The sequence below is a fragment of the Lactobacillus psittaci DSM 15354 genome (assembly GCF_000425905.1).
Lineage (GTDB): Bacteria > Bacillota > Bacilli > Lactobacillales > Lactobacillaceae > Lactobacillus > Lactobacillus psittaci.
Genome location: NZ_AUEI01000004.1, coordinates 54,176 through 77,772, shown reverse-complemented (window position 1 = coordinate 77,772; position 23,597 = coordinate 54,176). Strand labels below are relative to the sequence as shown.

The 23,597-nt window shown below is 35.6% G+C and carries 20 protein-coding genes; 19 read left to right on the top strand and 1 reads right to left on the bottom strand.

Annotated features, from left to right (window positions below; translation table 11 throughout):
* Positions 1-21 precede the first annotated feature (21 nt).
* The 15 genes from H628_RS0100345 (at position 22) to H628_RS0100275 (ending at position 20,399) form a co-directional block, all read left to right on the top strand.
* Positions 22-384: an Asp23/Gls24 family envelope stress response protein gene (locus H628_RS0100345; RefSeq protein ID WP_027824650.1), complete on the top strand. Its 363-nt coding sequence runs from the start codon at positions 22-24 to the stop codon at positions 382-384.
* 20 nt (positions 385-404) lie between these two features.
* Positions 405-2,060, top strand: coding sequence for a DAK2 domain-containing protein (locus tag H628_RS0100340; protein WP_027824649.1), 1,656 nt, complete (start codon positions 405-407; stop codon positions 2,058-2,060).
* A gap of 1 nt (position 2,061) precedes the next feature.
* Complete coding sequence (gene recG / locus H628_RS0100335) at positions 2,062-4,083, top strand: ATP-dependent DNA helicase RecG (RefSeq protein ID WP_027824648.1); 2,022 nt, start codon at positions 2,062-2,064, stop codon at positions 4,081-4,083.
* A 9-nt stretch (positions 4,084-4,092) separates the two neighbouring features.
* Positions 4,093-5,103, top strand: a complete 1,011-nt coding sequence (gene plsX, locus H628_RS0100330; RefSeq protein ID WP_027824647.1) for a phosphate acyltransferase PlsX — start codon at positions 4,093-4,095, stop codon at positions 5,101-5,103.
* 64 nt (positions 5,104-5,167) lie between these two features.
* A complete protein-coding gene (gene acpP, locus H628_RS0100325; RefSeq protein ID WP_027824646.1) occupies positions 5,168-5,407 on the top strand; it encodes an acyl carrier protein in 240 nt (79 codons plus the stop codon).
* A gap of 136 nt (positions 5,408-5,543) precedes the next feature.
* Positions 5,544-6,542 (top strand): ABC transporter ATP-binding protein, encoded by a 999-nt coding sequence (locus H628_RS0100320; protein WP_027824645.1) that lies wholly within the window; start codon positions 5,544-5,546, stop codon positions 6,540-6,542.
* Between the two features lie 15 nt (positions 6,543-6,557).
* On the top strand, positions 6,558-7,523 hold the full coding sequence (locus H628_RS0100315) for an ABC transporter ATP-binding protein (protein WP_027824644.1): 966 nt from the start codon (positions 6,558-6,560) through the stop codon (positions 7,521-7,523).
* A gap of 4 nt (positions 7,524-7,527) precedes the next feature.
* Positions 7,528-8,487 carry an oligopeptide ABC transporter permease gene (gene opp4B, locus H628_RS0100310; RefSeq protein WP_027824643.1) on the top strand — a complete coding sequence of 320 codons (960 nt, stop codon included), beginning with the start codon at positions 7,528-7,530 and terminating at the stop codon, positions 8,485-8,487.
* A gap of 12 nt (positions 8,488-8,499) precedes the next feature.
* Entirely contained in the window at positions 8,500-9,405 is a 906-nt protein-coding gene (locus H628_RS0100305) for an ABC transporter permease (RefSeq protein ID WP_027824642.1), read from the top strand.
* Positions 9,406-9,610: 205 nt separating this feature from the next.
* Complete coding sequence (locus H628_RS0100300; RefSeq protein ID WP_027824641.1) at positions 9,611-11,359, top strand: oligopeptide ABC transporter substrate-binding protein; 1,749 nt, start codon at positions 9,611-9,613, stop codon at positions 11,357-11,359.
* Between the two features lie 183 nt (positions 11,360-11,542).
* Positions 11,543-13,297: an oligopeptide ABC transporter substrate-binding protein gene (locus H628_RS0100295; protein ID WP_027824640.1), complete on the top strand. Its 1,755-nt coding sequence runs from the start codon at positions 11,543-11,545 to the stop codon at positions 13,295-13,297.
* Positions 13,298-13,385: 88 nt separating this feature from the next.
* Positions 13,386-14,078: a ribonuclease III gene (gene rnc / locus H628_RS0100290; protein WP_027824639.1), complete on the top strand. Its 693-nt coding sequence runs from the start codon at positions 13,386-13,388 to the stop codon at positions 14,076-14,078.
* Between the two features lie 9 nt (positions 14,079-14,087).
* Positions 14,088-17,651, top strand: a complete 3,564-nt coding sequence (gene smc / locus H628_RS0100285) for a chromosome segregation protein SMC (RefSeq protein WP_027824638.1) — start codon at positions 14,088-14,090, stop codon at positions 17,649-17,651.
* Positions 17,651-18,964 (top strand): signal recognition particle-docking protein FtsY, encoded by a 1,314-nt coding sequence (gene ftsY / locus H628_RS0100280; RefSeq protein WP_027824637.1) that lies wholly within the window; start codon positions 17,651-17,653, stop codon positions 18,962-18,964. The genes smc and ftsY overlap by 1 nt, the downstream gene beginning before the upstream one ends.
* A gap of 10 nt (positions 18,965-18,974) precedes the next feature.
* Positions 18,975-20,399 (top strand): C69 family dipeptidase, encoded by a 1,425-nt coding sequence (locus tag H628_RS0100275; RefSeq protein ID WP_006587909.1) that lies wholly within the window; start codon positions 18,975-18,977, stop codon positions 20,397-20,399.
* A 110-nt stretch (positions 20,400-20,509) separates the two neighbouring features.
* On the opposite strand, the gene H628_RS0100270 is transcribed toward H628_RS0100275, so the two are convergent.
* Complete coding sequence (locus tag H628_RS0100270) at positions 20,510-20,953, bottom strand: PAS domain-containing protein (protein ID WP_034538053.1); 444 nt, start codon at positions 20,951-20,953, stop codon at positions 20,510-20,512.
* 141 nt (positions 20,954-21,094) lie between these two features.
* On the opposite strand from H628_RS0100270, the gene H628_RS0100265 reads away from it, so the two are divergent.
* From H628_RS0100265 to rpsP, 4 genes are all read left to right on the top strand, one after another.
* Complete coding sequence (locus H628_RS0100265; RefSeq protein ID WP_027824635.1) at positions 21,095-21,328, top strand: hypothetical protein; 234 nt, start codon at positions 21,095-21,097, stop codon at positions 21,326-21,328.
* A 70-nt stretch (positions 21,329-21,398) separates the two neighbouring features.
* The gene (gene ylxM / locus H628_RS0100260) at positions 21,399-21,734 is read left to right on the top strand and encodes a YlxM family DNA-binding protein (RefSeq protein ID WP_027824634.1); all 336 of its coding nucleotides are present in this window, start codon (positions 21,399-21,401) and stop codon (positions 21,732-21,734) included.
* A 4-nt stretch (positions 21,735-21,738) separates the two neighbouring features.
* Positions 21,739-23,166: a signal recognition particle protein gene (gene ffh, locus H628_RS0100255; RefSeq protein WP_027824633.1), complete on the top strand. Its 1,428-nt coding sequence runs from the start codon at positions 21,739-21,741 to the stop codon at positions 23,164-23,166.
* An 89-nt stretch (positions 23,167-23,255) separates the two neighbouring features.
* Positions 23,256-23,528, top strand: a complete 273-nt coding sequence (gene rpsP, locus H628_RS0100250; protein WP_027824632.1) for a 30S ribosomal protein S16 — start codon at positions 23,256-23,258, stop codon at positions 23,526-23,528.
* Positions 23,529-23,597 lie beyond the last annotated feature (69 nt).

The window sequence follows — 23,597 nt, the reverse complement described above, 5'->3', positions numbered from 1 at the left end:
GTTTGGGAACGGAGGGTTAATATGGCAGTTAAAATTAAAACAAAATATGGTTTAATTGATATTTCTAACGGTGTAATTGCAACAGTCGTTGGTGGAGCTGCAACTGCTAACTATGGTGTCGTGGGTATGGCTTCCAAAAATGCAATCCGCGATGGAGTAAATGAAATTTTGAATCGCGCAAATTACAAGCGTGGAGTCGTTGTCAAATCAGAAGATAATCAGATTACTGTAGATGTATATATTATTGTCGGCTATGGTTTAAAGATATCTGAAGTTAGCCGAAATGTACAAGACAGTGTCAAGTATAATTTAAAGCAACAACTTGGAATTGAAACAAAATCTGTAAACGTGATTGTCCAAGGCGTTAAGGTACTTGATGATTAACGCTTATCGGAGGAGTTAAATTGGTATTAACTGTAATCGAAAGTCAACAATTTAGAGATATGGTGAGAGTAGGTACTCACCGAATGGGGAAGAATAAAGAATTTGTTAATAATTTAAACGTTTTCCCAGTACCGGATGGAGATACTGGTACAAATATGAATTTAACCATTGAAAGTGGAGCTAAAGCTGTAAGTGAAAGCCAAAGTAATTCGGTTGGTGAATTGGTTGAAGCACTTGCTAAAGGTATGTTAATGGGTGCCAGAGGTAATAGTGGTGTTATCACTTCTCAACTCTTTAGAGGGATGTATAAGGCTACTGAAGGCAAAGAAACTCTAAATGCTCAGGAATTAGCTGCTGCCTTTTCAAATGGGGTTAAAACTGCATATAAAGCAGTTATGAAACCTGTTGAAGGAACAATCTTAACTGTTGCTCGAGTTGGTGCAGAAGATGGTGAAAAAAAGGCTAAAGAAACTGAAGATGTAGCTGAAGTAATGCAAGCTATCGTTGAAGGTGCTAAAAGAGCCTTAAAGACAACGCCAGATTTATTACCAGTCTTAAAAGAAGTTGGTGTTGTTGACTCTGGAGGTCAAGGACTTTTATTCATTTATGAAGGTTTCCTAGAAGGATTATTAGGTGAAAACTTCTCAGATAACTATCAACCAGATCTTGAAGAAATGGATCAAATGATGAATGCTACTCACCAGCAATCACAAAGTCAGTTATCTACTAAAGATATAAAAAATGGATACTGTACTGAAATTATGGTTGATTTAACTAAAGATATACCTGGGAAGAAAGAATTTAACTTAGAAGAATTCAGAAAGCATCTTTCTGGCTTGGGTGATTCTTTATTAGCTGTTTCTGATGATACAATTGCCAAGGTCCATGTTCATACAGAACATCCCGGGGAAGTCTTCATGTATGGTGCTCAATTTGGTCAATTAGGGAAAATTAAAATTGATAACATGAGAATTCAACATGAAACAATTGTGGATAAGGCAACTGAATCCCAAGAAAAAGTTGATTTCGCAGTTGTTGCTGTTTGCTCGGGTAATGGTATTAGAAAGCTCTTTGAAAGTGAAGGTGTAAACCGTATCATTTCTGGTGGACAAACTATGAATCCATCAACTCAAGATATTATTGATACCATTAAAAAATCTGGTGCTTCTAAGGCCATTATTTTACCAAACAATGGCAATATTATTATGGCAGCTAAGCAAGCAGCTGAAGTTTGTGATATTCCAATTGGAATTGTTCCAACTAAGACAATTTCTCAAGGTTTAACTGCAATGCTTTCATTTGATCCAGATGCAACAATTGATGAAAATGTTGAGGCTATGTCTGGTGAACTTGATATGGTTAAGTCAGGAGAAGTTACTAAGGCAATTCGTGATACAACTATTAATGACGTTGAAATTCATAAAGATGACTTTATGGGAATCATTGATGGCGATATCGAAGTTGATAAGCCTGACTTAGTTGATGCTACCTGTGCCATGATTGAAAAGATGCTTGATGAAGACAGTGAAATTGTCACGATTATGTTTGGTCGTGATGCAAGTCAAGCGGATGCTGAAAAAGTTCGTGACCGATTAGCAGATAATTACGAAGATTTAGAATTTGAGATACATAATGGTGGACAACCTGTCTACTCATTCCTTGTTTCAGTAGAATAAAATGATTGAGAACTTATTTGATCCAGTAACTAAATTAAAGGGAGTCGGAACTAAAACTGCTGAAGCTTTAGCTTCTCTCTCAATTTATAGCATTTATGATTTATTGTTTTATTTTCCTTATCGTTATGATGATTTGGAAATGATACCACTAGATCAGTTAGAAGATGGTCAAAAAGTACTCTTAAAAGGGATTGTAGCCACTGAACCTTTTCTTAGCCGTTTTGGGTATAAGAAAAGCCGCCTAAGTTTCAAACTGAGAATTGACCATGATATTATCATGGTCAATTTTTTTAATCAGCCATGGTTAAAGAACCAGTTAGAAATAGGCAAAGAACTCGCAGTTTATGGCAAATATAGTTTGTTAAAGCAAAGTTTATCGGCTTTTAAGATTGTTGCTAGTCGTCAAGATAGTGACTTAAGTCCAGTTTATCCAGTTAACCGCCATATTAAGCAAAAAAAGCTGATTGATTTAATCAAGTTAGCATTAAATGAATTACCAGATGTAGAAGATATCATTCCGCAAAGTATCCGGAGCAAATATAAATTGCTTTCAGATCAGGAATTAGTGAAGTGGATGCATCAACCAGCTAGTCCCAAAGCAGCTAAATTTGCTAAAAGATCAGCCATGTTTAGAGAATTTTTCCTTTTTCAAGTTCAGTTAGCTCAGCTGAGTATGAATCCAGCTAGTAAAAAAGCTCCGGCTAAAAAATATAGTTCAAGTGAGTTAGATAATTTAGCAAAAACTTTGCCATTTGAACTTTCTCCAGATCAGAAGAAAGTAATTAATGAAATTTTATCAGATATGGGACAAGCTAAGCAGATGCGCCGTTTATTACAAGGGGATGTAGGTAGTGGTAAGACGGTAGTTGCAGAATTTGCAATATATGCGGCAATTACGGCTGGATATCAAGCTGCTTTAATGGTACCGACAGAAATTCTGGCCAATCAACACTTCAATAAAATTGCCAATACCTTAGCACAATTTGGTGTAAGAGTTGCTTTATTGACTTCTTCTACAAAAACAATGGAAAAGCGTGAAATTTATCGTGAATTAACTGATGGCACCTTAAATGTAGTAATTGGAACGCATGCACTAATTCAAGCGAATGTTTCCTTTAAGAAGTTAGGCTTGGTTATCATCGATGAGCAACATCGTTTTGGTGTTAATCAACGTCAAAAGTTAATTGCAAAAGGTGATAATCCAGATGTTTTGGCGATGACTGCAACTCCAATTCCAAGAACGTTAGCATTGACTGCCTATGGTGAAATGGATGTTTCTGAAATTCGACATTTACCAGCGGGGAGAAAGCCAATTGTTTCAAAGTGGGTAACAACAAGTCATTTAGATGAAGTTCTGGCTAAGATGAAAGAACAATTAGCTGCAGGTTTTCAAATTTATGTTGTTACACCTCTGATTGAAGAATCAGAAAATATCGACTTAAAGAATGCTAAAGAACTTTCGCAAAAACTAGCTAATTACTTTAAAGATGAGCAAGTAGTTTTACTGCATGGCCAAATGGCTGGCGATGAAAAAGACGATATTATGACCAGCTTTGCTGCGGGGCAGATTCAGATTTTAGTTGCTACAAGTGTTATTGAAGTTGGGGTCGATGTTCCTAACGCCAATATGATGGTTATTTTTGATGCTGATCGCTTTGGATTAAGTCAGTTGCACCAACTTCGTGGTCGAATTGGGCGGGGACAAACAGAAAGTTATTGTTATTTTGTCGCTGATCCTAAAACTGAAATTGGTAAGAAACGAATGCAAATTATTTCAACAACAAGCAATGGTTTTAAACTTTCTGAAGAAGACTTAAAGTTGCGTGGTCAAGGTGATTTATTTGGAAAGGCTCAATCTGGATTACCAGAATTTAGGCAAGGAGACTTGGTTAATGATTACAATGCTATGGTTGTTGCCCAAGAACTTGCTCGTGCAATAATTAAAAAAGACCCGAATTTGAATCAAAATCCTGCTTTAAAAGCTGTGATTGCATATAACAAGAAAATAAAGGAAATAGATTAGGTGAATTCAATGAGAAGAATTGCAATTGATGCCATGGGTGGAGAAAATGCACCTGAAGCAATCATCAAAGCCGTTTTAAGAGCTAAAAAAGAATTAAAAGAAACCCAATTTTTGTTATTTGGAAATAAAGAAGAAATTTCGAAGTATCTACCTAGTGAAGAACTGGATAATCAAATAGAGATTATTAATACTAGTGAAATAATTTCAGATGAAGATGAACCTGTGAGAGCGATTCGCCGAAAAAAGGATTCATCACTTGTTGTGGCAGCCAATTATGTTAAGACTGGAAAAGCCGATGGTTTACTTTCATTAGGTAACACAGGGGCATTACTTGCTGCAGGTATTTTTATCGTAGGACGCATTAAGGGAGTTGAACGACCAGGCTTAATGCCAACTTTACCTGTAAAGAATTCTGATAATGGCTTTAATATGATTGATGTTGGTGCTAATGCGCAAGCTAAGCCAGAATACTTAGTAAAGTGGGCTCAAATGGCAAGTTTTTATGCTGAAAAAGTTAGAGGTATAAAAAATCCTAAAGTTGCTTTATTAAATAATGGTGCTGAATACGATAAGGGTGATGATTTACATAAAAATGTTTATCAACTCTTGCAAGCAGAGCCAATTAACTTTATTGGAAATATTGAAGGCAATCAGCTTCTATCTGGAATGGCAGATGTTGTTGTAACTGATGGCTTTACCGGAAATGCTGTTTTAAAGAATATAGAAGGTACTTCTAGTACAATTTTGCATTTGATTAAGGATGCACTTATAAACGGCAGTTTTATAACCAAAATCGGAGCTTTATTAATTAAAGGCGCACTAAAGTCAATTAAAAGCAAGTTTGATACTGCTAAATATGGTGGTGCGGTATTACTCGGTCTAAAAAGTCCAGTTGTTAAAACTCATGGCCGTTCAGACCAACGTGCAATTTATTATACTTTGATTCAAATTGATAAGATGATTGAAGAAGATTTAACCAGTGTCTTTACAGCTGAATTTTCAAAAAATGACGATAAGTAAAATTGGTAGACGGAAATAATTAATTGCCGTAAACTACAAGTAACAAATAAACGGAGGAATTATGATGACACAAACAGAAATTTTTAATAAAATTGCTAGCATTTTAGCTGATCACTTTAACATTGATCAAGATAAAGTAACAATGGATTTAAATTTTAAGAATGATTTAGATGCAGATTCAATTGATTTTGTTGAATTTGTAATGGATTTAGAAGATGAATTTGGTTCAGAAATTCCTGATGATGAAGCTGAAAAGCTTACTACAGTGGGACAAGCTGTAGAATATATTGAAAAACACCAATAATTCTTTTAGGTAGATTTAATTTTTTTGTTGGTATTTCTTGCATATAAAAAGGCATTTGTTTATAATTATAAAATAAATTAAGAAAACTAATAGGCCTTTAATAATACATGCCGAAAGTTAGATGGAGGGATGAACTTTGGAGAGACAAAGTGACCTACTTTTAGATATTCAACACTTACATACAGGTTATCGCCTGCAAGGTAAGTTTTATGATGCAGCTGATGATGTAAGTTTTACCTTGAAGCGGGATGAGATTTTAGCTATTGTTGGTGAATCTGGCTGTGGTAAAAGTACGATTGCATCAAGCATTATCGGCTTGTATGACCACAAAAACACAAAAGTAACTGGAGATATTCTTTACAATGAATTAAATCTTGTTGGATTAAACGAGTCACTTTTCAATAAGATTCGTGGTAACAATATTGGGATGATTTTCCAAGATCCCTTAGCAAGTTTGAATCCTTTAATGCGTGTAGGAGATCAAGTAGCTGAAACTTTGTATTACCATACTGATTTAGATGAAGCAGCTCGTAAGAAGCGGGTACTTGAGCTCTTTAATCAAGTAGGGATGCCAAGACCTGAAGAAATGTATCTCAATTATCCTCACGAATTATCTGGTGGTTTACGTCAACGTGTAGTAATTGCGATGGCAATTGCATGTAAACCTGAAATTATTATTGCAGACGAACCAACAACGGCCTTGGATGTTACTATTCAAGCTCAAATCTTAGATTTGCTTGAAAAAATTCAAAAGGAATCTCATTCAGGAATTATTTTGATTACTCACGACTTAGGTGTTGTGGCAGAAACAGCTGATGAAGTTGCAGTTATGTATGCAGGTCAAATTGTCGAAAAATCCGATGTTAAGACTATTTTCAAACATCCATTGCACCCATACACTCGCTCACTTTTGAATTCAATGCCTCAATCAGATGATACTGATCAAGAATTACATGTTATTCATGGTACTGTTCCATCATTGAAGAATATGCCACGTACTGGTGACAGATTCGCAGCCAGAATTCCATGGGTTCCAGCCAGCGAACACGAAGATGACCCAGTTTTACATGAAGTAGAACCAGGACACTTAGTAAGATGTACTTGCTGGAAGAACTTTCACTTTAACAACCAATAGTAAGCGGGGATAATTATGGGAAGAGAAATAATTCAAATTAAAGATTTAAAAGTGCACTACCCAATTCGTTCCGGCTTCTGGAACAGAATTACTGATTATGTACGTGCAGTAGATGGTGTTAACTTTTCAATCAATGAAGGTGAAACTTACGGCTTGATTGGGGAATCAGGTTCTGGTAAATCAACCACTGGTAAGGCAATTGTCGGAATTGAAAAGGTAACAAGTGGACAAATCCTATATAAGGGTGTTGATATAACTAAGGCATCTAACCGTAAAAAGTTAAACTACAACAAGGATGTCCAAATGATTTTCCAAGATTCAATGTCAAGTTTGAATCCCAGAAAGCGAATTGAAGATATTATTGCTGAACCAATTCGTAACTTTGAAAATCTTACAACTGATGAAGAACGTAAAAGAGTTCAAGAGTTGCTTGATATCGTTGGAATGCCAAGTGATGCAATTTATAAATATCCTCACGAATTTTCCGGTGGTCAAAGACAAAGAATTGGTGTTGCACGTGCAGTTGCAACCAGACCTAAGTTAATTGTTGCTGATGAACCTACTAGTGCTTTGGACTTATCAGTTCAAGCTCAAGTATTGAACTTTATGAAGAATATTCAACAACAATACGGCATTGCTTACTTATTTATTTCACACGACTTGGGTGTCGTAAAGCACATGTCTGAAAACTTGGCTATTATGCACCGGGGACGTTTAGTTGAAATTGGTACTAGAGAAGAAATCTACAACAATCCAATGCATATCTATACTAAGAGATTGCTTGCTTCAATTCCTCAAGTTGATGTTGATCATCGTGAAGAAAATAAAAAGCACCGTCTTGAAGTTGAACGTGAATTCCTTGATAACCAATCACGTTGGTATGATAAGGATGGACGGGTATTTCCACTACAAAGGGTAACGCCTACACACTATGTAGCTTTACCATCAGATTTAATAAGCAAGATGGAAGAGGGGGAATAAAACAATGTGGAAAACAGTTCTACGTAGATTCTTAGTTATGATTCCTCAAATCATCTTGCTAAGTATTTTAGTTTTCTTCTTAGCTAAAATGATGCCAGGGGATCCTTTTACTGGTTTGATTAACCCAAATTCAGATCCAAAAGAAATTGCTAGATTAAAGCAACAACTTGGATTGAATGATGCACCTTGGGTACAATATTCTCGCTGGGTTGGTAACTTATTACATGGTGATTTAGGTACTAGTTACATTCAACATACCTCTGTTGCTTCATTGATTGGGGACAGAGCAGTTAATACTTTCTGGTTAGCTTTATTTTCAGTAATTGTTACTTACGTGATTGCATTGCCTTTAGGTATTATTGCTGGTAAACACCAAGATGGCATTGCTGACCAAGGTATTCAAATTTATACTTATCTAATTATTGCTACACCATCATTTGTATTCTATATCTTAGGGTTATACTTATTTGGATTTATCTTGAATTGGTTCCCAATTAGTGGTTCTGTTGGGGCCGATGCAAGTGGATTCTGGGGATTGCTATTTAGTAGAATTCAACACTTAATTCTACCAGGTTTATTATCAGCAATTCTTAGCACCACCGGTATCATTAACTACTTAAGAACAGGAATTATTGATAACAAGGTTGAAGATTATGTTAGAACTGCCCGTTCAAAGGGTGTTCCAGAAAAGGTGGTCTTCAATAAGCACATCTTGCGTAATTCATTACTGCCTATTGCTGCATTCTTTGGTAACACAATTACCGGTTTATTAAGTGGATCAATTCTTTTGGAAACTGTTTTCAGTTATCCTGGTATGGGTAAGTTGTTCCTTGATTCAATTAGCCAACGTGATTACACTACCTTAACTGCATTGATTTTGCTCTATGGTATTTTAACTTTAATTGGTAACTTATTGTCAGATATTATCATGAGTATCGTTGACCCAAGAATCAGAATTCAATAGGAGGTGTAGGAAATGAAAAAAGATAAGAAAAAAGAAAATCAATCCAAAGTTTCACTTCCACCTTCTGGTCTTAGAATAGTCTGGAATGAAATTAAACGTGATAAAATGGCGCTAGCTGCGTTAGCAGTTATTATTGTCATCTTGTTATTTACTTTTGGTGGTTCACTATTTTTGAATAAATCACAAGTAACCGAAGTTAATATTGCTGATTCCTACTATGGCTGGGGCGAAGCAGGGCACTTGCTTGGTACTGATGACGGTGGCCGTGATATTTTGAAGCTTTTAATCATGGGTGGTAGAAACTCTATCATGGTTGGTCTTTCAGTAACTGTAATCTCACTGATTTCTGGCTTGGTTATTGGACTTGTTTCTGGATATTTTGGTGGTTTAATTGATAATATCATCATGCGTATAGTTGACTTCGTGCAAATTTTGCCACAAATGCCAATTTTGATTGTCTTTGCAGCAACTATTCCAAATTACAATGCCTTTACTTTGGTTATTATGATTACCTTGTTTGCCTGGACTGGGAGTGCGCGTTACTACAGATCATTTGTCCTGTCTCAAAGAGAAAGAGAATATGTACTTGCTTCCAAAACCTCTGGCTCATCAAACTTACAAATTATGTTTAGAGAAGTATTGCCAAATATTTCGTCAATGATTATTATTGACGTAATCCTTTCAGTTGCAGGAAATATTGGTATAGAAGCTTCACTTTCATTTATTGGTTATGGTCTTCCATCAACTACTCCATCACTTGGTACTTTGATTGGATATGCCAATGACCCAGTAAACGTTACTACTAGACCTTGGCTTTGGGTACCTGCCATGATTTTACTTCTTGTTATTTCATTAAGTATTAACTATGTTGGTAAGGCCTTACAAAGAGCTGGGGATGCAAGACAACGTGAAAACTAGTTAAAATAAGCCACAAGGCTTATTTTTTTTCTCCAATTAGCTCACTATAAAAACTAGTCATAAATATAAAATTACATATAATTGAGCAATTTATAAATCTGATTACAAATATATAAGACCAAATTAATAAAAGCAATTGATATCTTTAATAAACGATGATAATATAAGGATATCAACTTGTTCCAATTAATTTGGGGGAATTAATATGTTTTCAAAGAAAGTATTTGCATCAGCTGGTTTATTGGCTGGAGTTGCATTGACTCTAACAGCATGTGGTAGTGGTAATAATTCATCTTCTGATGCTACACCACATTTCAAACAAGCTGTACCTAAGAAGACTGTTAAAAGTGGTGGTACCTTAAAGGTTGCTATTGAAACAGATACACCATTTACTGGAATTTTTAGTCAAGAACTTTCATCAAGTGCAATTGACTCAGAAGTATCTCAATATGGACAAGAATCATTATTTGATACTGATGATAATTACAAGATTAATGATAAAGGCGCTGCTACTTTAAAAATTGATCAAAATGCTAAGACAGTTACTATTACTGTCAAAAAGGGTGTTAAGTGGTCAGATGGTAAGCAAGTTGTAGCCAAAGACCTTGAATATCCATATGAAATTCTAGGTAACAAGGAATCACAATCTCCATATTACACTTCTGCCATTGCTTCAATTGTGGGGATGCCTGAATATCATGAAGGAAAAGCTTCAAAGATTTCTGGGATTGAAATGCCAGATGGTGAAAATGGTAGGACAATTGTAATTCACTTCCAAGAAATGAAACCAGGTATGTATCAATCAGGTAATGGATATTTCTGGGAACAAGCTGAGCCATATCACTACCTTAAGGATGTTAAGTTCAAGGACTTAGCCTCAAGTGATAAGGTTAGAAAGCACCCATTATTCTTTGGTCCCTATAAGTTACAAAAATTAGTTCGTGGCCAATCAGCAACTTGGGTAAAGAATCCATATTACTGGCGCGGAACTCCAAAGATTTCTAAGATTGTAAACTCCGTAATTGGTACCAATTCTGTTGCTCAATCAATTAAGTCTAACAAGTTTGACGTAATTGATGTAGTAAACTCACAATGGAAGAACATTAAGGGCGCTAAGGGCTATAACTTTGTAGCTAAGGTTCCTTTACAATACAGTTACTTAGCATTCAAGGTTGGTAAGTACAAGAATGGCAAGAATGTGATGAACAAGAATGCCAAAATGAATAATAAGTCACTTCGTCAAGCTATTGCATACGCAATGAATGTTGATGAAGCATACAAGCGCTATTCAAGTGGCTTGTCATTTAGAATTCCAACCTTAATTCCTAAGCAATTTGGAAAATATTATGATAAAAATGCCTTCCATTACTCATATAACATAAAGAAGGCTAACCAAATTTTGGATAAGGCTGGCTTTAAGAAGAAGGGCACTTACCGTACTCTTCCTAATGGTAAGAAGCTTGTCATTTACTTAGCTGCCATGAATGGTAGCAGTAACGTCCAAGAATCAATCATTCAAAACTACATCCAACAATGGAAGAAGATTGGCTTGGATGTAAAGCTTTCAACTGGTCGTTTGATTGAATTTAACTCATTCTATGACAAGATTAAGAATGATGCATCAGGCATTGATATGTTTATTGGGGCATGGAGTTTATCAAGTGAACCATCACCAGCTGACTTATACAATGAAGAAGCTCCATTTAACTACTCAAGATTCGTAACCAAGGAAAACACTCAGTTATTAAATGATATTGATTCTCAAAAGTCATTTGATAATTCATACAGAGTGAAGGTCTTCCACAAGTGGCAAGACTACATGAACAAGGAAGCATACGTTGTTCCTGTATCAAATGGTTACAGCATCACAGCTGTTAATAACAAACTTTCTAACTTCTCACTTAAGCCATCAGATTCTAATGCAAGATGGTATAAGTTAGGTTTTGTTAAGTAAAAATTTAAAGATTGAAATCGTTAAAGCAAGCGCATTTGCGCTTGCTTTTTTGTATAAAAAGATATGCAATTTTAAGCTTTACTAATAAAAAACAAAAAAATAATAAAATACCATTGACTTTTTAATTATTTACTTATAATATACTTAGTAACATTACTTATGAGAAAAAATGGAGGGAATTATATGAACAAAACTAGAGTATTAAGTTCATTTGGATTACTTGCAGGAGTTGCCTTGACTCTTACTGCATGCGGAAGCAAGTCATCAAATACTAATTCACAAAACACCACAAAGTTTAAAACAGCTGTACCAACTAAAGCTGCAAAGTCAGGTGGTACATTAAATTACGCTATTGAAGCTGATAGTCCATTTACTGGTATTTTCAGTAATGAGTTAGAAACATCAGCAACTGATTCAGATGTTATGCAATTCGGTAATGAATCATTGTTTGACACTGATGATAATTACAAGATTAATAACAATGGTCCAGCAACCTTTAAATTAGATAAAAATGCTAAGACTGTTACAATTAAAATTAAAAAAGGCGTTAAATGGTCAGACGGTAAGCAAGTTGTAGCCAAGGATATTGAATACGCATACGAAATCATTGCCAATAAGGATACCAAGTCACAACGTTATACTTCATCACTTGCCAACATTGAAGGCTTAGCTGAATACCACTCTGGCAAAGCTAGTTCAATTAGTGGTATTGAAATGCCAAAGGGTGAAAATGGCGATACTGTAGTACTTCACTTCAAAGAAATGAAGCCAGGTATGTATCAATCAGGTAACGGTTACTTCTGGGAATCAGCAGCACCATACCACTACTTAAAAGATGTTAAGTTTAAAGACTTAGAATCAAGTGATAAGATTCGTAAGCACCCATTGTTCTTTGGTCCTTACAAGTTACAAAAGCTTGTTCGTGGTCAATCTGCAACTTGGGTGAGAAACCCATACTACTGGCGTGGAACTCCAAAACTTAACAAGATTGTGGCAACTGTTGTTGGTACTAGTGCAGTCAGTCAAGCAATCAAGAGTCACAAGTTTGACATGATTGGTGTAATTAACTCACAATGGAAGAACGTTAAGGATACTAAGAACGTTAACTTTATTGCCAAGGTTCCACTATCATACAGCTACTTAGGATTTAAAGTTGGTAAGTATGACTCAAAGACTGGCAAGAATGTCATGAACAAGAATGCCAAGATGAACAACAAGGCATTACGTCAAGCTATTGCTTATGGCATGAATGTTGATGAAGCATACAAGCGTTACATGAACGGCTTATCATTCAGAGTTCCTACTTTGATTCCTAAGCAATTCGGCAAGTTCTACAACTCAAATGCTGATGCATACTCATACAACCTTAAGAAGGGTAACGAAATTCTTGACAAGGCAGGCTTCAAGAAGAAGGGTACTTACAGAACCTTACCTAACGGTAAGAAGCTTACTATTCATTTAGCTGCAATGAGCGGTAGTTCAGTGCAAGAAACTATCGTTCAAAACTACATCCAACAATGGAAGAAGTTAGGCTTGAATGTTAAGTTAACTACTGGTCGTTTAATTGAATTTAACTCATTCTACGACAAGGTTCAAAATGACAGTAAAGATATTGATATGTTCATCGGTGCATGGAGCTTATCAAGTGAACCTTCACCAGCTGACTTATACAGTGAAACTGCTCCATTTAACTTCTCAAGATTTGTTTCTAAAGAAAACACTAAGTTGTTAGATGACATTGACTCACAAAAGTCATTCAACACTGCATACAGAGTGAAGGCCTTCCACAAGTGGCAAAAGTACATGAACGACCAAGCTTATGTTGTTCCTGTATCAAATGGTTACAGCATCACAGCTGTTAACAGTAAGTTAACTAATGTTAACTTGAACCCATCAAGTGGTAACAGTTTATGGTACAAAGTCGCATTTGTAAAATAATAAAAAATATTTTAAAAGTCCGGGTAAAACCGGGCTTTTTTGTGCTTTCAAAAATAGGTATAATAAAAGGTTAGAAAGGAAAATATCGATGGTAGGCACAAGTTTTAAACAAAATCTAAAAGAAAAATATGGTATTACCTTTAAAAATGAAGGATTACTAGAGGAAGCCTTTACTCATTCTTCATATGTAAATGAACACCGTGATAATAAATATAGAGATTATGAAAAATTAGAGTTTTTAGGTGATGCAGTCCTTGAGTTAGCAGTATCTGATTATTTATATCGTCATTTTCCAGAATTAAATGAAGGTCAGTTAACTCGGATGAGATCTAATATCGTCCGGACAGAAGGCTTTTCAGTCTTTGCAATTGAATGTGGCTTTCCGGATGAGATTAATCTAGGTAAGGGCGAAGAAAAAATTGGAGCTCGTTCACGCAAAACCTTGCTTGAAGATGTTTTTGAAGCATTTAATGGAGCATTGTTTTTAGACCAAGGGATGGAAGCAGTCGAAAGTTTCTTACAACTGACAGTTTATCCATTAATTGATTCAGGTGAGTTTACTGACTCGCGTGATTATAAGACAGATTTGCAAGAATTGCTTCAAGTTGATGGTCCAATTAAGATAGAATATCAAGTACTTGAAGAAACTAAGCAACCATCTAATTTTAAAGTTGCTTTATATGTAGAAGATAAAAAAATATCTGAAGGTGAAGGCCACAACAAAAAAGCAGCTGAGCAAGTCGCAGCTAAGGTTGCTTTAACAAAATATGAAAAGGAATAAGGTGTAACAGTGCCATTAACTGAACTTACCCTTACTGGGTTTAAATCTTTTGCTGAGAAGACCAAAATTGAATTTGGTAAAGGAATTACTGGTATCGTTGGACCAAATGGTAGTGGTAAAAGTAATATTACCGAAGCAATTCGCTGGGTAATGGGTGAATCAAGTGCCAAGTCCTTACGTGGTACTAACATGAAAGACGTAATTTTTGCGGGAAGCCAATTTCGGGCACCGATGAATCATGCGGAAGTTGAGATGTGCTTTGATAACAAGGACCGTAGTCTTCAAGTTGATGCTGATCGGGTGACAGTTGCCCGGAGAATTTTACGTTCAGGTGACAGTGAATATTTAATTAATAATCAGACTGTTCGTTTAAAGGATGTCCATGCGTTATTCATGGATTCAGGTATTTCACAGGATAGTTTGGCAATCATTTCCCAAGGTAAGGTTGATGAAATTTTAAATTCCCGACCTGAGAATCGTCGTCTTATTTTTGAAGAAGCAGCTGGTGTTCTACGTTTCAAAGAACAAAAGCAAACTGCTCAGCATGAACTAGAAAAGACGACTGATAATTTAATTAGAATTAATGATTTAGTTAATGAACTTAAGGGTAGAGTTGAGCCATTACATGAACAAAGCAGTTTAGCCAAAGAATATAAATTCCAAAAAAGAGGCCTTGATGAAGCCTTAAAGACCTTACTAGCTTTTGAAATTGAAGATTTAGAACTAAAAAGAGCAGATTTAACCAAAAAGTCTGCTAAAAGCCAGAATATTTTGAGTAAGCTTGATAATGAAGTGCAAAGAACGCAAGGTGAACTGGCACAAAAGAAAAATCAACTAAATCAAGCAAATAAAGAAAAAGAGCAACTGCAAGAGCAACTCTTACAATTAACCCAAAAGATTTCTAATTTAAATACTAATTTGCAAGTTGCGGAACAATCTGATCAATATAATGATGCAACTAAGAAAGAATACCAAGATCAGCTAAGCGAGCTTAAAATTAGTTTAGTTAAGCTAACAGAGCATACTAAAGCTATTAAAAAAGAGCAGGATCAGCTTTCAAAAGAATATGATTCACTGATTTCAACTAAGAAGCAGTTGATGCAGACCTTAAATGTAGATCCTGAAACTTTAAGTAAAGAGCTTGAAGATTTAAGAAATGAATACATTGAAGGCTTGCAAGCTGAAACAACCAATAATAATGATTTAGTTCACCTTAATAATGAATTAAAGCGTCTGCAAAATACTAGTAATCCAGAGCTAGATAACGTTTCAAAAGATTTGGCAAAAGGTGAAGCTGAATTAAAGGAGTTACAAGAGCAAGGTAAAGCTGCTAACAGTGAACGTAAAAATCTTGAAGCAAAAGTCAATGCTTTAAAGGAGCGTTTAGCAGATTTAACTGCCAAGGTTAAACTTCAAAATACCGACTTACAAACTGCAAGTCAGCACGTTCAAGCCATTAAGGCTAAAAAAGAAGCTTTAGCCAATATTCAAAAACGTCATGAGGGTTATTACTATGGCGTTAGAAATATCTTGAACAACCTTAATGATTATCCTGGCGTTATTGGGGTAGTTGGTGAATTATTGCAATTCCCAGCAGAACTAGAAGCAGCATTGACAACAGCATTAGGTGGTGGCGTTCAAGATTTAGTAACTAAAACAAAAGCTGATGCTCGAAATGCAATTATGACCTTAAAGCAAAGAAGAAGTGGTCGTGCAACGTTCTTGCCACTAGATGGATTACGAGTTAACAAAATACCAGCATCAACTGTGACAACTTTGAAGGCAATGCCTGGCTTTATTGGTGTAGCCGCTGATTTAGTTCAAACTAAAACACCCGAAGATATCACCAATGCAGTCGATTACTTGCTTGGTTCTGTTATTATCGCTGATACAATTGACAATGCCATGAAAATTAACTCAAGAGTTTACCGCTACCGAGTTGTAACTCTTGATGGTGACGTAATTTCACCAGGTGGTTCAATGTCAGGTGGGGCTAAGAATCAAAAAAATAATTCTCCACTTCAAATTGCAAGTGAGATTTCAAAATTAAGTAAGATATTAGAAGCAGACCAAGCAAAAGTTGACCAAATTAAGGCAGCTATTGTTGATTTACAAACTGAATTGACAACTTGCCAAGATAACTTTACAGAACAAAATAATAAATTGCAGGCAGTAAGCCAAGATGTCACCAGTTTAGCAATTAGTTATCAAAATAAAGAGCAAGAAGTTAAACGCTATCGTGACGCTCAAAAGATGTATCAAGCCCGGGTTGATGAAAAAGCTAAAGAAATCCTTAATCTTCAAGCTGAGCTTGCCACCAAAAAGAGCAAGCAAACTAGTTTGACTGATGAGCTTGCAAAGAAAAAAGAAGAAATTAGTGAAAAGAAGCGACAAATTGCTGATTTTGATAACTTGAATAAAGAAGTCCAAGCCAAACTTAGTGATTTGAATCCGCAACTTGCAGTTTTGAAGACGAAAAAAGCTAACTTAGAATCAAAACTTGCAGAAGCTGATAGTCAAATTAAGCTAAATCAAACGCAAACTAAGAACTTAGAAACTAAATTAGCTAATTTAAGTTCAAGCGCTGAATTATCTGAAAGTCAGCGTAAAGAAGCCAAAGCAGAAGTTGAAAAATTGACTAGTCAAAAAGAGCAGGTCCAAGAGCAAATGAAGGCTTTAAGTGCCAAACTAGGTCAATTAGATGCTCAAATTAGCCAACTTGATGCTACTTTTACTAGAAATTATGATTTGCGTAAAGATGCTGCTAGTGAACAAGAACAATATTCAATTGAACTTGCTCAAGTAAAAACAAAAATGAAGCAAAATCTAGATAAATTACGTGATGAATATCAACTCAGCTATGAATTAGCTTTAAAACAATCAAAACTTGAAAATACAGCTGAAAATCAGGCAAAACTGAAAAAGCAAGTTAAACTTCATCAAATGAGTTTAGATGATATTGGTCCAGTTAACTTGTCAGCAATTGCTGAATATGATGAAGTTAAACAGCGTTATGACTTTTTGACTAAGCAACAAGATGATTTATTAAAGGCAAAAGAAGATATTGAGAAGTCAATGACTAGTCTTGATGAAGAAGTTAAACGCCGCTTTAAGTCTAGCTTTGAAAAAATTGCTAAGAGTTTTAGCCAAATCTTTCCGGTTGTTTTTGGTGGAGGAAACGCTAAGTTAGTCTTAACAGACAGTGATAACTTGCTAGAAACTGGAATTGAAATTATTGCTCAGCCACCTGGTAAGAAATTGCAACGCTTGTCACTTTTATCAGGGGGAGAAAGGGCCTTAACGGCGATAACTTTGCTTTTTGCAATTTTGCAAGTAAATCCAGTACCATTTTGTATCCTCGACGAAGTTGAGGCTGCTCTTGATGATGCTAACGTAACGCGTTTCGCCAAGTTTTTACATCATTATGATATGCATACGCAATTTATTGTGATTACTCATAGACGAGGAACGATGGAAAAAGCAGACCAACTTTATGGAGTGGTTATGCAAGAATCTGGCGTTTCTCAAGTATTGTCGGTATCATTAAAAGAAATAAAGGATGAGGTGAGTTAATGGGATTATTTGACAAAATCAAGAAAACTTTATTTGGTAATAATGAAGAAAAAGCTGAACAGGCTACTTCTAAGCTAGAAGAGGAAAAAGCAGAAGTTACTGAAGAAACTAGTGAAGTAGAGTCAGAAGAAAATAAAGCGGCAGAAGTTGAAACTAATGCTGATGCTTCAGAAGCTGAAAATGAAAGTTCAGCTTCTGAAGAGGTAAAAAATGAGCCTGAAGTAAGTTCTAGCAAAGAAGAGCAAACTGATTCTGAAGAAGTTGCTGAATCAAAGCCAGAAGCTGAACCAGTAGATACTGCTGTTAGTCAAGAAGTTGAAGATAGTAGCTCAGAAGAAGAAAAAGGCGAAGAAATAGAACCTGAAGCAGAATCTAGCGAAAGTAAGAAGCAAGAACTTTATGACAATGGCCTAAAGAAAACAAATCAAGGCTTTGGTGCTAGACTTAATGCCTTCTTTGCCCAATTTAGAAGTGTTGATGAAGATTTCTTTGACGAATTAGAAGATTTGCTAATTGAATCTGATGTTGGCTTTGAAACTAGTGAAGAATTAATTGATCAACTAAAAGACGAAGCAAAATTGCAAAATGCCAAGAGTCACGATGAACTCAAAAAATTAATTGTTCAAAAACTTGTTGAAATTTATGATCAAAATGGGGATGCTGCGGCTGAAAAGTTAACTTATAACGAAGGAAAGACTAATGTTTATCTTTTTGTTGGAGTTAATGGCGCTGGTAAAACAACAACCATTGGTAAGTTAGCTCAAAGATTCAAGCAAGAAGGCAAAAAGGTTGTGTTAGTTGCAGCTGATACCTTTAGAGCTGGTGCTGTTGAACAACTTAAAGAATGGGGCAAACGGACTGAAACTGAAGTTGTAACAGGCCCTGTTCAAGCTGATCCAGCAAGTGTAGTTTATGATGGTGTCAAACATGGTTTAGAAGAGGATGCTGATTATGTTTTAGTTGATACTGCTGGCCGGCTTCAAAATAAACAAAACTTGATGAAAGAGCTTGAAAAAATTGAGCGGACAATTAAAAAGTTAGTTCCAGATCAACCTTGCGAAACCTTATTAGTATTAGATGGTTCAACTGGACAAAATGCATTACTTCAAGCCAAAGACTTTGACAAGACAACCAAGCTTACTGGACTTGTTTTAACTAAGTTAGATGGTTCTTCAAAGGGTGGGGTAATTTTAGCAATTAGAAATGAAATGAAATTGCCTGTTAAGTTAGTTGGTCTTGGTGAAAAAGCTGAAGATTTGGCTGATTTTGATGCAGCTAGTTATGCTGTTGGTTTATTCCACGGAATTGTATAAGGAGAAAAAGATGAAAGAATTAAGTGCATGTACAACTATTTTAGTTGGTAAAAAGGCATCAATTGATGGTTCAACTATGATTGCTAGAAATGATGATACTTTTTTGCCAATTACACCACAAAAGTTTGTGGTTAAGCCTGCTGTTAAGGGTGAAAAGGGACGTCATATTAAGTCGTGGCTCAACAAGTTTGAAATGGACTTACCAGATTGGGCCTACAGAACTCAAGCTGTGCCAAATGTAGACTACAAGAACTTGGGTTACTATGAAGAAAGTGGCATTAACGAAAAGAATGTTGCGATGTCTTGTACTGAATCAACTTATGGTAACGAAAGAACTTTAGCTTTTGATCCATTGGTAGTTGATGGTCTTGATGAAGACTGTATGCAAAATGTGGTAGCACCTTATATTGACTCAGCCCGTGATGGTGTTAAATTATTGGGTGAATTAATTAAGAAGTATGGTTCTGCTGCTGGAAACTCAGTTTTGTTTGGTGACAAGGATGAAGTTTGGTACATGGAAATTGTTACTGGTCACCATTGGGTAGCTCAAAGAATTCCCGATGATTGCTATGCAGTTGCTGCAAACCGAGTTTCAATTGAACAAGTTGACTTTAATGATTCTGATAACTTTATGTGGAGTGAAGGAATCCAAGAATTCGTTGAAAAGCACCACTTGAATGTTGATCGAGAAGGTTTTAACTTCCGTCACATTTTTGGTACTTACAATGAAAAAGATCGTCACTACAACACTAGTCGTGTTTGGTATGCTCAAAGATACTTCAATCCAAGTATTGAACAAGATCCAGAAGATGGTGATTTACCATTTATCCGCAAAGCAGAAAAATTAATTAATCCTGATGATATTACTTTTGTTTTAGGTAGTCACTATCAAGAAACTCCATTTGATCCATATGGCAAGGGTACTGATGAAGAAAAGCATCGCTACCGTCCAATTGGTTTAAACAGAACTCAAAATGCTCACATCTTGCAAATTAGAAATGACTTGCCAGAAGATAAGGCGGCTATTTACTGGTTATGTATTGGTGGCCCAACCTTTACACCATTTATTCCATTCTTTGCCAATATGAATGATACTGAAGAAAGTTTTAAGAATACTAGCTTAACTTTCAATCAAAAAGATGCCTGGTGGTTCTACAAGGCAGTAGCGGCAACTGTTGAAAGTCATTACCCACAATTTGTTCAATTTGATACCGATTATCTAATTGAAATGCGTCGTTACTTTAGAGCAAGAATTGAAGAAGTTGTTGCTAAGGCTGGCGATTTGAAGGGTGAAGAACTAACAGAATTCTTGACTAAAGAAAATCAAGAAACTGTTCGTTATACTCGTGAACAAACTGAAAAGTTATGGGGCAAGATGTTAACTGAAAGTATTAATATGAGTAAGTTAACCTTCAACATGGATAAAAACCTATAATTAATAGAAGGCGTAGACAAGCTTGAAAGCTTGATCTTACGCCTTTTTTGATATTAATGATTTTATTTTTGTTGCACAAGTGTTGCACGTGATAATTCAATTGTAAAAAATTATCTATGAAAAAATAGCTGAATCAAATTATGCCACTTGCTCCCTTTAACTTGATAATCTTTTACAGCTTGGGTAACTTCAACGCAGCCAATATATTTTCCTGCTTCATTATGTAAGCTATAAAAAGAAATGTTAATTGGCATTTTATTTTTGGTGATATTAATTGAAAGTGACTTTCTCTTGCCATCGTGCATTTGCTTAAGCACGGCTTTAACAGCCTTTTGTGAATGACCAGGATGAACTTCAAAAACAGATTTTCCAATATCTGCTTCGGTTCTTGGAAAGATGCGATTAGTATTCATTGAAGACCAAACAACGGTATCATTTTCGTCTAAAACATCGAATTCTTGGGGAATTGTTTTAAAAATTGCATTTAATTGGTCAATTGATAAATGACCACCAATTAAGTTAATATCTTTATTCATATCAGTTTCTTCTTCCATTTATTAACTACTTTTATTTTAGCATTATATTTATTCATGGATTTTCTTTGTGATAATCAATTTGAAAGCTTTTTTAGTGGAAGTTTAGTATAATTTAAGTAGGAGATACAAGGCCTTACTAAAGGAAAAGTAGGGAAGATTATGAAAATTAATCAATATCAAATTGGTCATTTAGTCAACATGCTTTTACTTGCTCTTTTGATATTGCGAGTTTCACAAGCCAACTTAACTATAGCAATTTTGTTTGTGCTTTTCTTAATTATCCCTAGCTACTATTTATTAGGTCAAGCAGCTAAAAAGAAAATGTATCTAGTATATCTACAAATGTTTTGGGATATTATTCTATTTTTAGGATTATATTTCTTTATTAAGTAAGTCATTATGAATTAAGCTACACCATGGAGTGTAGCTTTTTGTTTTGGTATACTATGAATTGGTGAAGTAAATGGAACTGATAAAAAACGAAGAGTTGGCTGACTTATATTCATTTTACGGCCAACTATTAACGAAAGGGCAACAGGCCTATTTTGAAGATTATTATTATGATGATTTATCATTAGGTGAAATTGCTGATAATCATGGTGTTTCTCGGCAAGCTGTTTATGATAACTTACGTAGATCAAGTAAGAGTTTGGAAAACTATGAAAAAAAGCTTCACCTTAAACGTGACTACTTGCAAATGGATCAATTAGCTAGTGAGGCTTTAAAGCAGCTAGCTAGTGATCCTGAAGCAAGCCGCGATAACTTAACTAAGTTAATAAAATTAATTAGAGGAGAATAATTAGATGGCTTTTGAAAACTTAAGTGAACGAATTCAAAAAGCATTAAAAAATTTAACCGGTAAGGGTAAGGTTAGTGAAGCTGACATTAACGCCGCAAGTCGTGAAATTCGCCTTGCCTTACTTGAAGCTGACGTTAATTTTAAAGTTGTTAAAGACTTCATTAAAAAGATTAAGGAAAGAGCTCTAGGCCAAGAAGTTCAAGGTAGTTTAACTCCCGGTCAACAGATTATCAAGATTGTTAATGACGAATTAACTAAGATGATGGGGGAAGAAGCTGCTAAGTTAAATAAGGCTCCCCATATTCCTACGATTATCATGATGGTTGGTTTACAAGGTACTGGTAAAACCACGACCGTTGGTAAATTGGCCAAGTATTTGATGGATACTGAAAAGGCTCGTCCATTATTAATTGCTGGTGATATTTATCGTCCAGCCGCAATCGATCAGTTAAAGCAAATTGGTGATCAGTTATCTGTCCCTGTCTTTAGCGAAGATGAAAAAGATGTTGCAAAGATTGTGGCAGATGGTTTGGCTCAAGCAAAAGAAGCTAAGAATGATTATGTTTTGATCGATACCGCTGGTCGACTTGAAATTGATGAAGCTTTAATGGAAGAATTAGAGCGCGTTAAAGCAGTTGCCAAGCCTGATAATATCGTCTTAGTTGTTGATGCAATGACTGGTCAAGTTGGTGCACAAGTTGCAGAAACTTTTGACAAGCGCCTTGATGTTACTGGGGTTATTTTAACTAAGCTCGATGGTGATACTCGTGGTGGTGCTGCACTTTCAATTAGAGCGGTTACTGGCAAGCCAATTCTCTTTACTGGTCAAGGTGAAAAATTATCTGAACTTGAAGGATTTTACCCAGATAGAATGGCATCAAGAATTTTGGGTATGGGGGATGTTTTAACCTTAATTGAAAAGGCCCAAAGAGATTATGATGCCAAAGAAGCTGAAAAAGTTGCCCAAAAGATGCGGGAAAACACCTTTGACTTTAACGACTTCATTGATCAATTAGAGCAAGTTCAAAAGATGGGGCCACTTGATCAAATTATGAAGATGTTACCAGGGATGGCTAATAATCCGCAATTAAAGAACTTTTCTATTGATGAAAAGCAAATTGCCCACACAAAGGCTATTGTTTACTCAATGACTGAAGCAGAACGCCAAGACCCAGACTTGCTTAAGCCTTCAAGAAGACGCAGAATTGCAGCAGGTTCTGGTCGTCCAATTATGGAAGTTAACCGCATGATTAAGCAATTTAAGCAATCAAAAGAAATGATGCAAAAGATTACTAGTGGTAATACCAAGGCTTTGGCAGGACTTCCAGGAATGGATTCACCAATGGCTCAAGCTGCAATGCGTCGTATGGGCAAGCAATTTAAGAAGGGCAAGAAGAAGCGCATGAAGAAGTTGCGCCGATTTAAGTCATAATTTTTAAAACTGTTAAGTAAAAATACTTTACACTTAAAAGAAAGCATGATATTATTAATACCGTTAATTAATTAGGAGGAATTCAAATTATGGCAGTTAAAATTCGTATGCGTCGTATGGGTTCTAAGAGAAAGCCTTTCTACCGTATCGTAGTTGCTGACTCAAGAGCTCCACGTGATGGTCGTTTTATTGAAGAAGTAGGTTACTACAACCCAGTTTCACAACCTAAGGAATTGAAGCTTAACGAAGAAAAAGTTTTTGAATGGCTTCAAAAGGGTGCACAACCATCAGACACTGTTAGATCACTTCTTTCAGGTGCCGGCTTAATGCAAAAGTTGCACGATGCAAAATACAACAAGTAATTAAGTTTACTTAGAAAGTTTGAAGTGAAGGCTTCAAACTTTTTTTATTAGGTAGAATGAGGATTTTTA

Excerpts from the sequence above, each read along its gene's own strand:
- rpsP (WP_027824632.1), top strand. The coding sequence starts at position 23,256 with ATGGCAGTTAAAATTCGTATGCGTCGTATGGGTTCTAAGAGAAAGCCT.
- rnc (WP_027824639.1), top strand. The coding sequence starts at position 13,386 with ATGGTAGGCACAAGTTTTAAACAAAATCTAAAAGAAAAATATGGTATT.
- H628_RS0100300 (WP_027824641.1), top strand. The coding sequence starts at position 9,611 with ATGTTTTCAAAGAAAGTATTTGCATCAGCTGGTTTATTGGCTGGAGTT.
- plsX (WP_027824647.1), top strand. The coding sequence starts at position 4,093 with ATGAGAAGAATTGCAATTGATGCCATGGGTGGAGAAAATGCACCTGAA.
- opp4B (WP_027824643.1), top strand. The coding sequence starts at position 7,528 with ATGTGGAAAACAGTTCTACGTAGATTCTTAGTTATGATTCCTCAAATC.
- H628_RS0100265 (WP_027824635.1), top strand. The coding sequence starts at position 21,095 with ATGAAAATTAATCAATATCAAATTGGTCATTTAGTCAACATGCTTTTA.
- ylxM (WP_027824634.1), top strand. The coding sequence starts at position 21,399 with ATGGAACTGATAAAAAACGAAGAGTTGGCTGACTTATATTCATTTTAC.
- H628_RS0100275 (WP_006587909.1), top strand. The coding sequence starts at position 18,975 with ATGAAAGAATTAAGTGCATGTACAACTATTTTAGTTGGTAAAAAGGCA.
- H628_RS0100315 (WP_027824644.1), top strand. The coding sequence starts at position 6,558 with ATGGGAAGAGAAATAATTCAAATTAAAGATTTAAAAGTGCACTACCCA.
- H628_RS0100345 (WP_027824650.1), top strand. The coding sequence starts at position 22 with ATGGCAGTTAAAATTAAAACAAAATATGGTTTAATTGATATTTCTAAC.
- ffh (WP_027824633.1), top strand. The coding sequence starts at position 21,739 with ATGGCTTTTGAAAACTTAAGTGAACGAATTCAAAAAGCATTAAAAAAT.
- ftsY (WP_027824637.1), top strand. The coding sequence starts at position 17,651 with ATGGGATTATTTGACAAAATCAAGAAAACTTTATTTGGTAATAATGAA.
- H628_RS0100295 (WP_027824640.1), top strand. The coding sequence starts at position 11,543 with ATGAACAAAACTAGAGTATTAAGTTCATTTGGATTACTTGCAGGAGTT.
- acpP (WP_027824646.1), top strand. The coding sequence starts at position 5,168 with ATGACACAAACAGAAATTTTTAATAAAATTGCTAGCATTTTAGCTGAT.
- H628_RS0100305 (WP_027824642.1), top strand. The coding sequence starts at position 8,500 with ATGAAAAAAGATAAGAAAAAAGAAAATCAATCCAAAGTTTCACTTCCA.
- recG (WP_027824648.1), top strand. The coding sequence starts at position 2,062 with ATGATTGAGAACTTATTTGATCCAGTAACTAAATTAAAGGGAGTCGGA.
- H628_RS0100270 (WP_034538053.1), bottom strand. The coding sequence starts at position 20,953 with ATGGAAGAAGAAACTGATATGAATAAAGATATTAACTTAATTGGTGGT.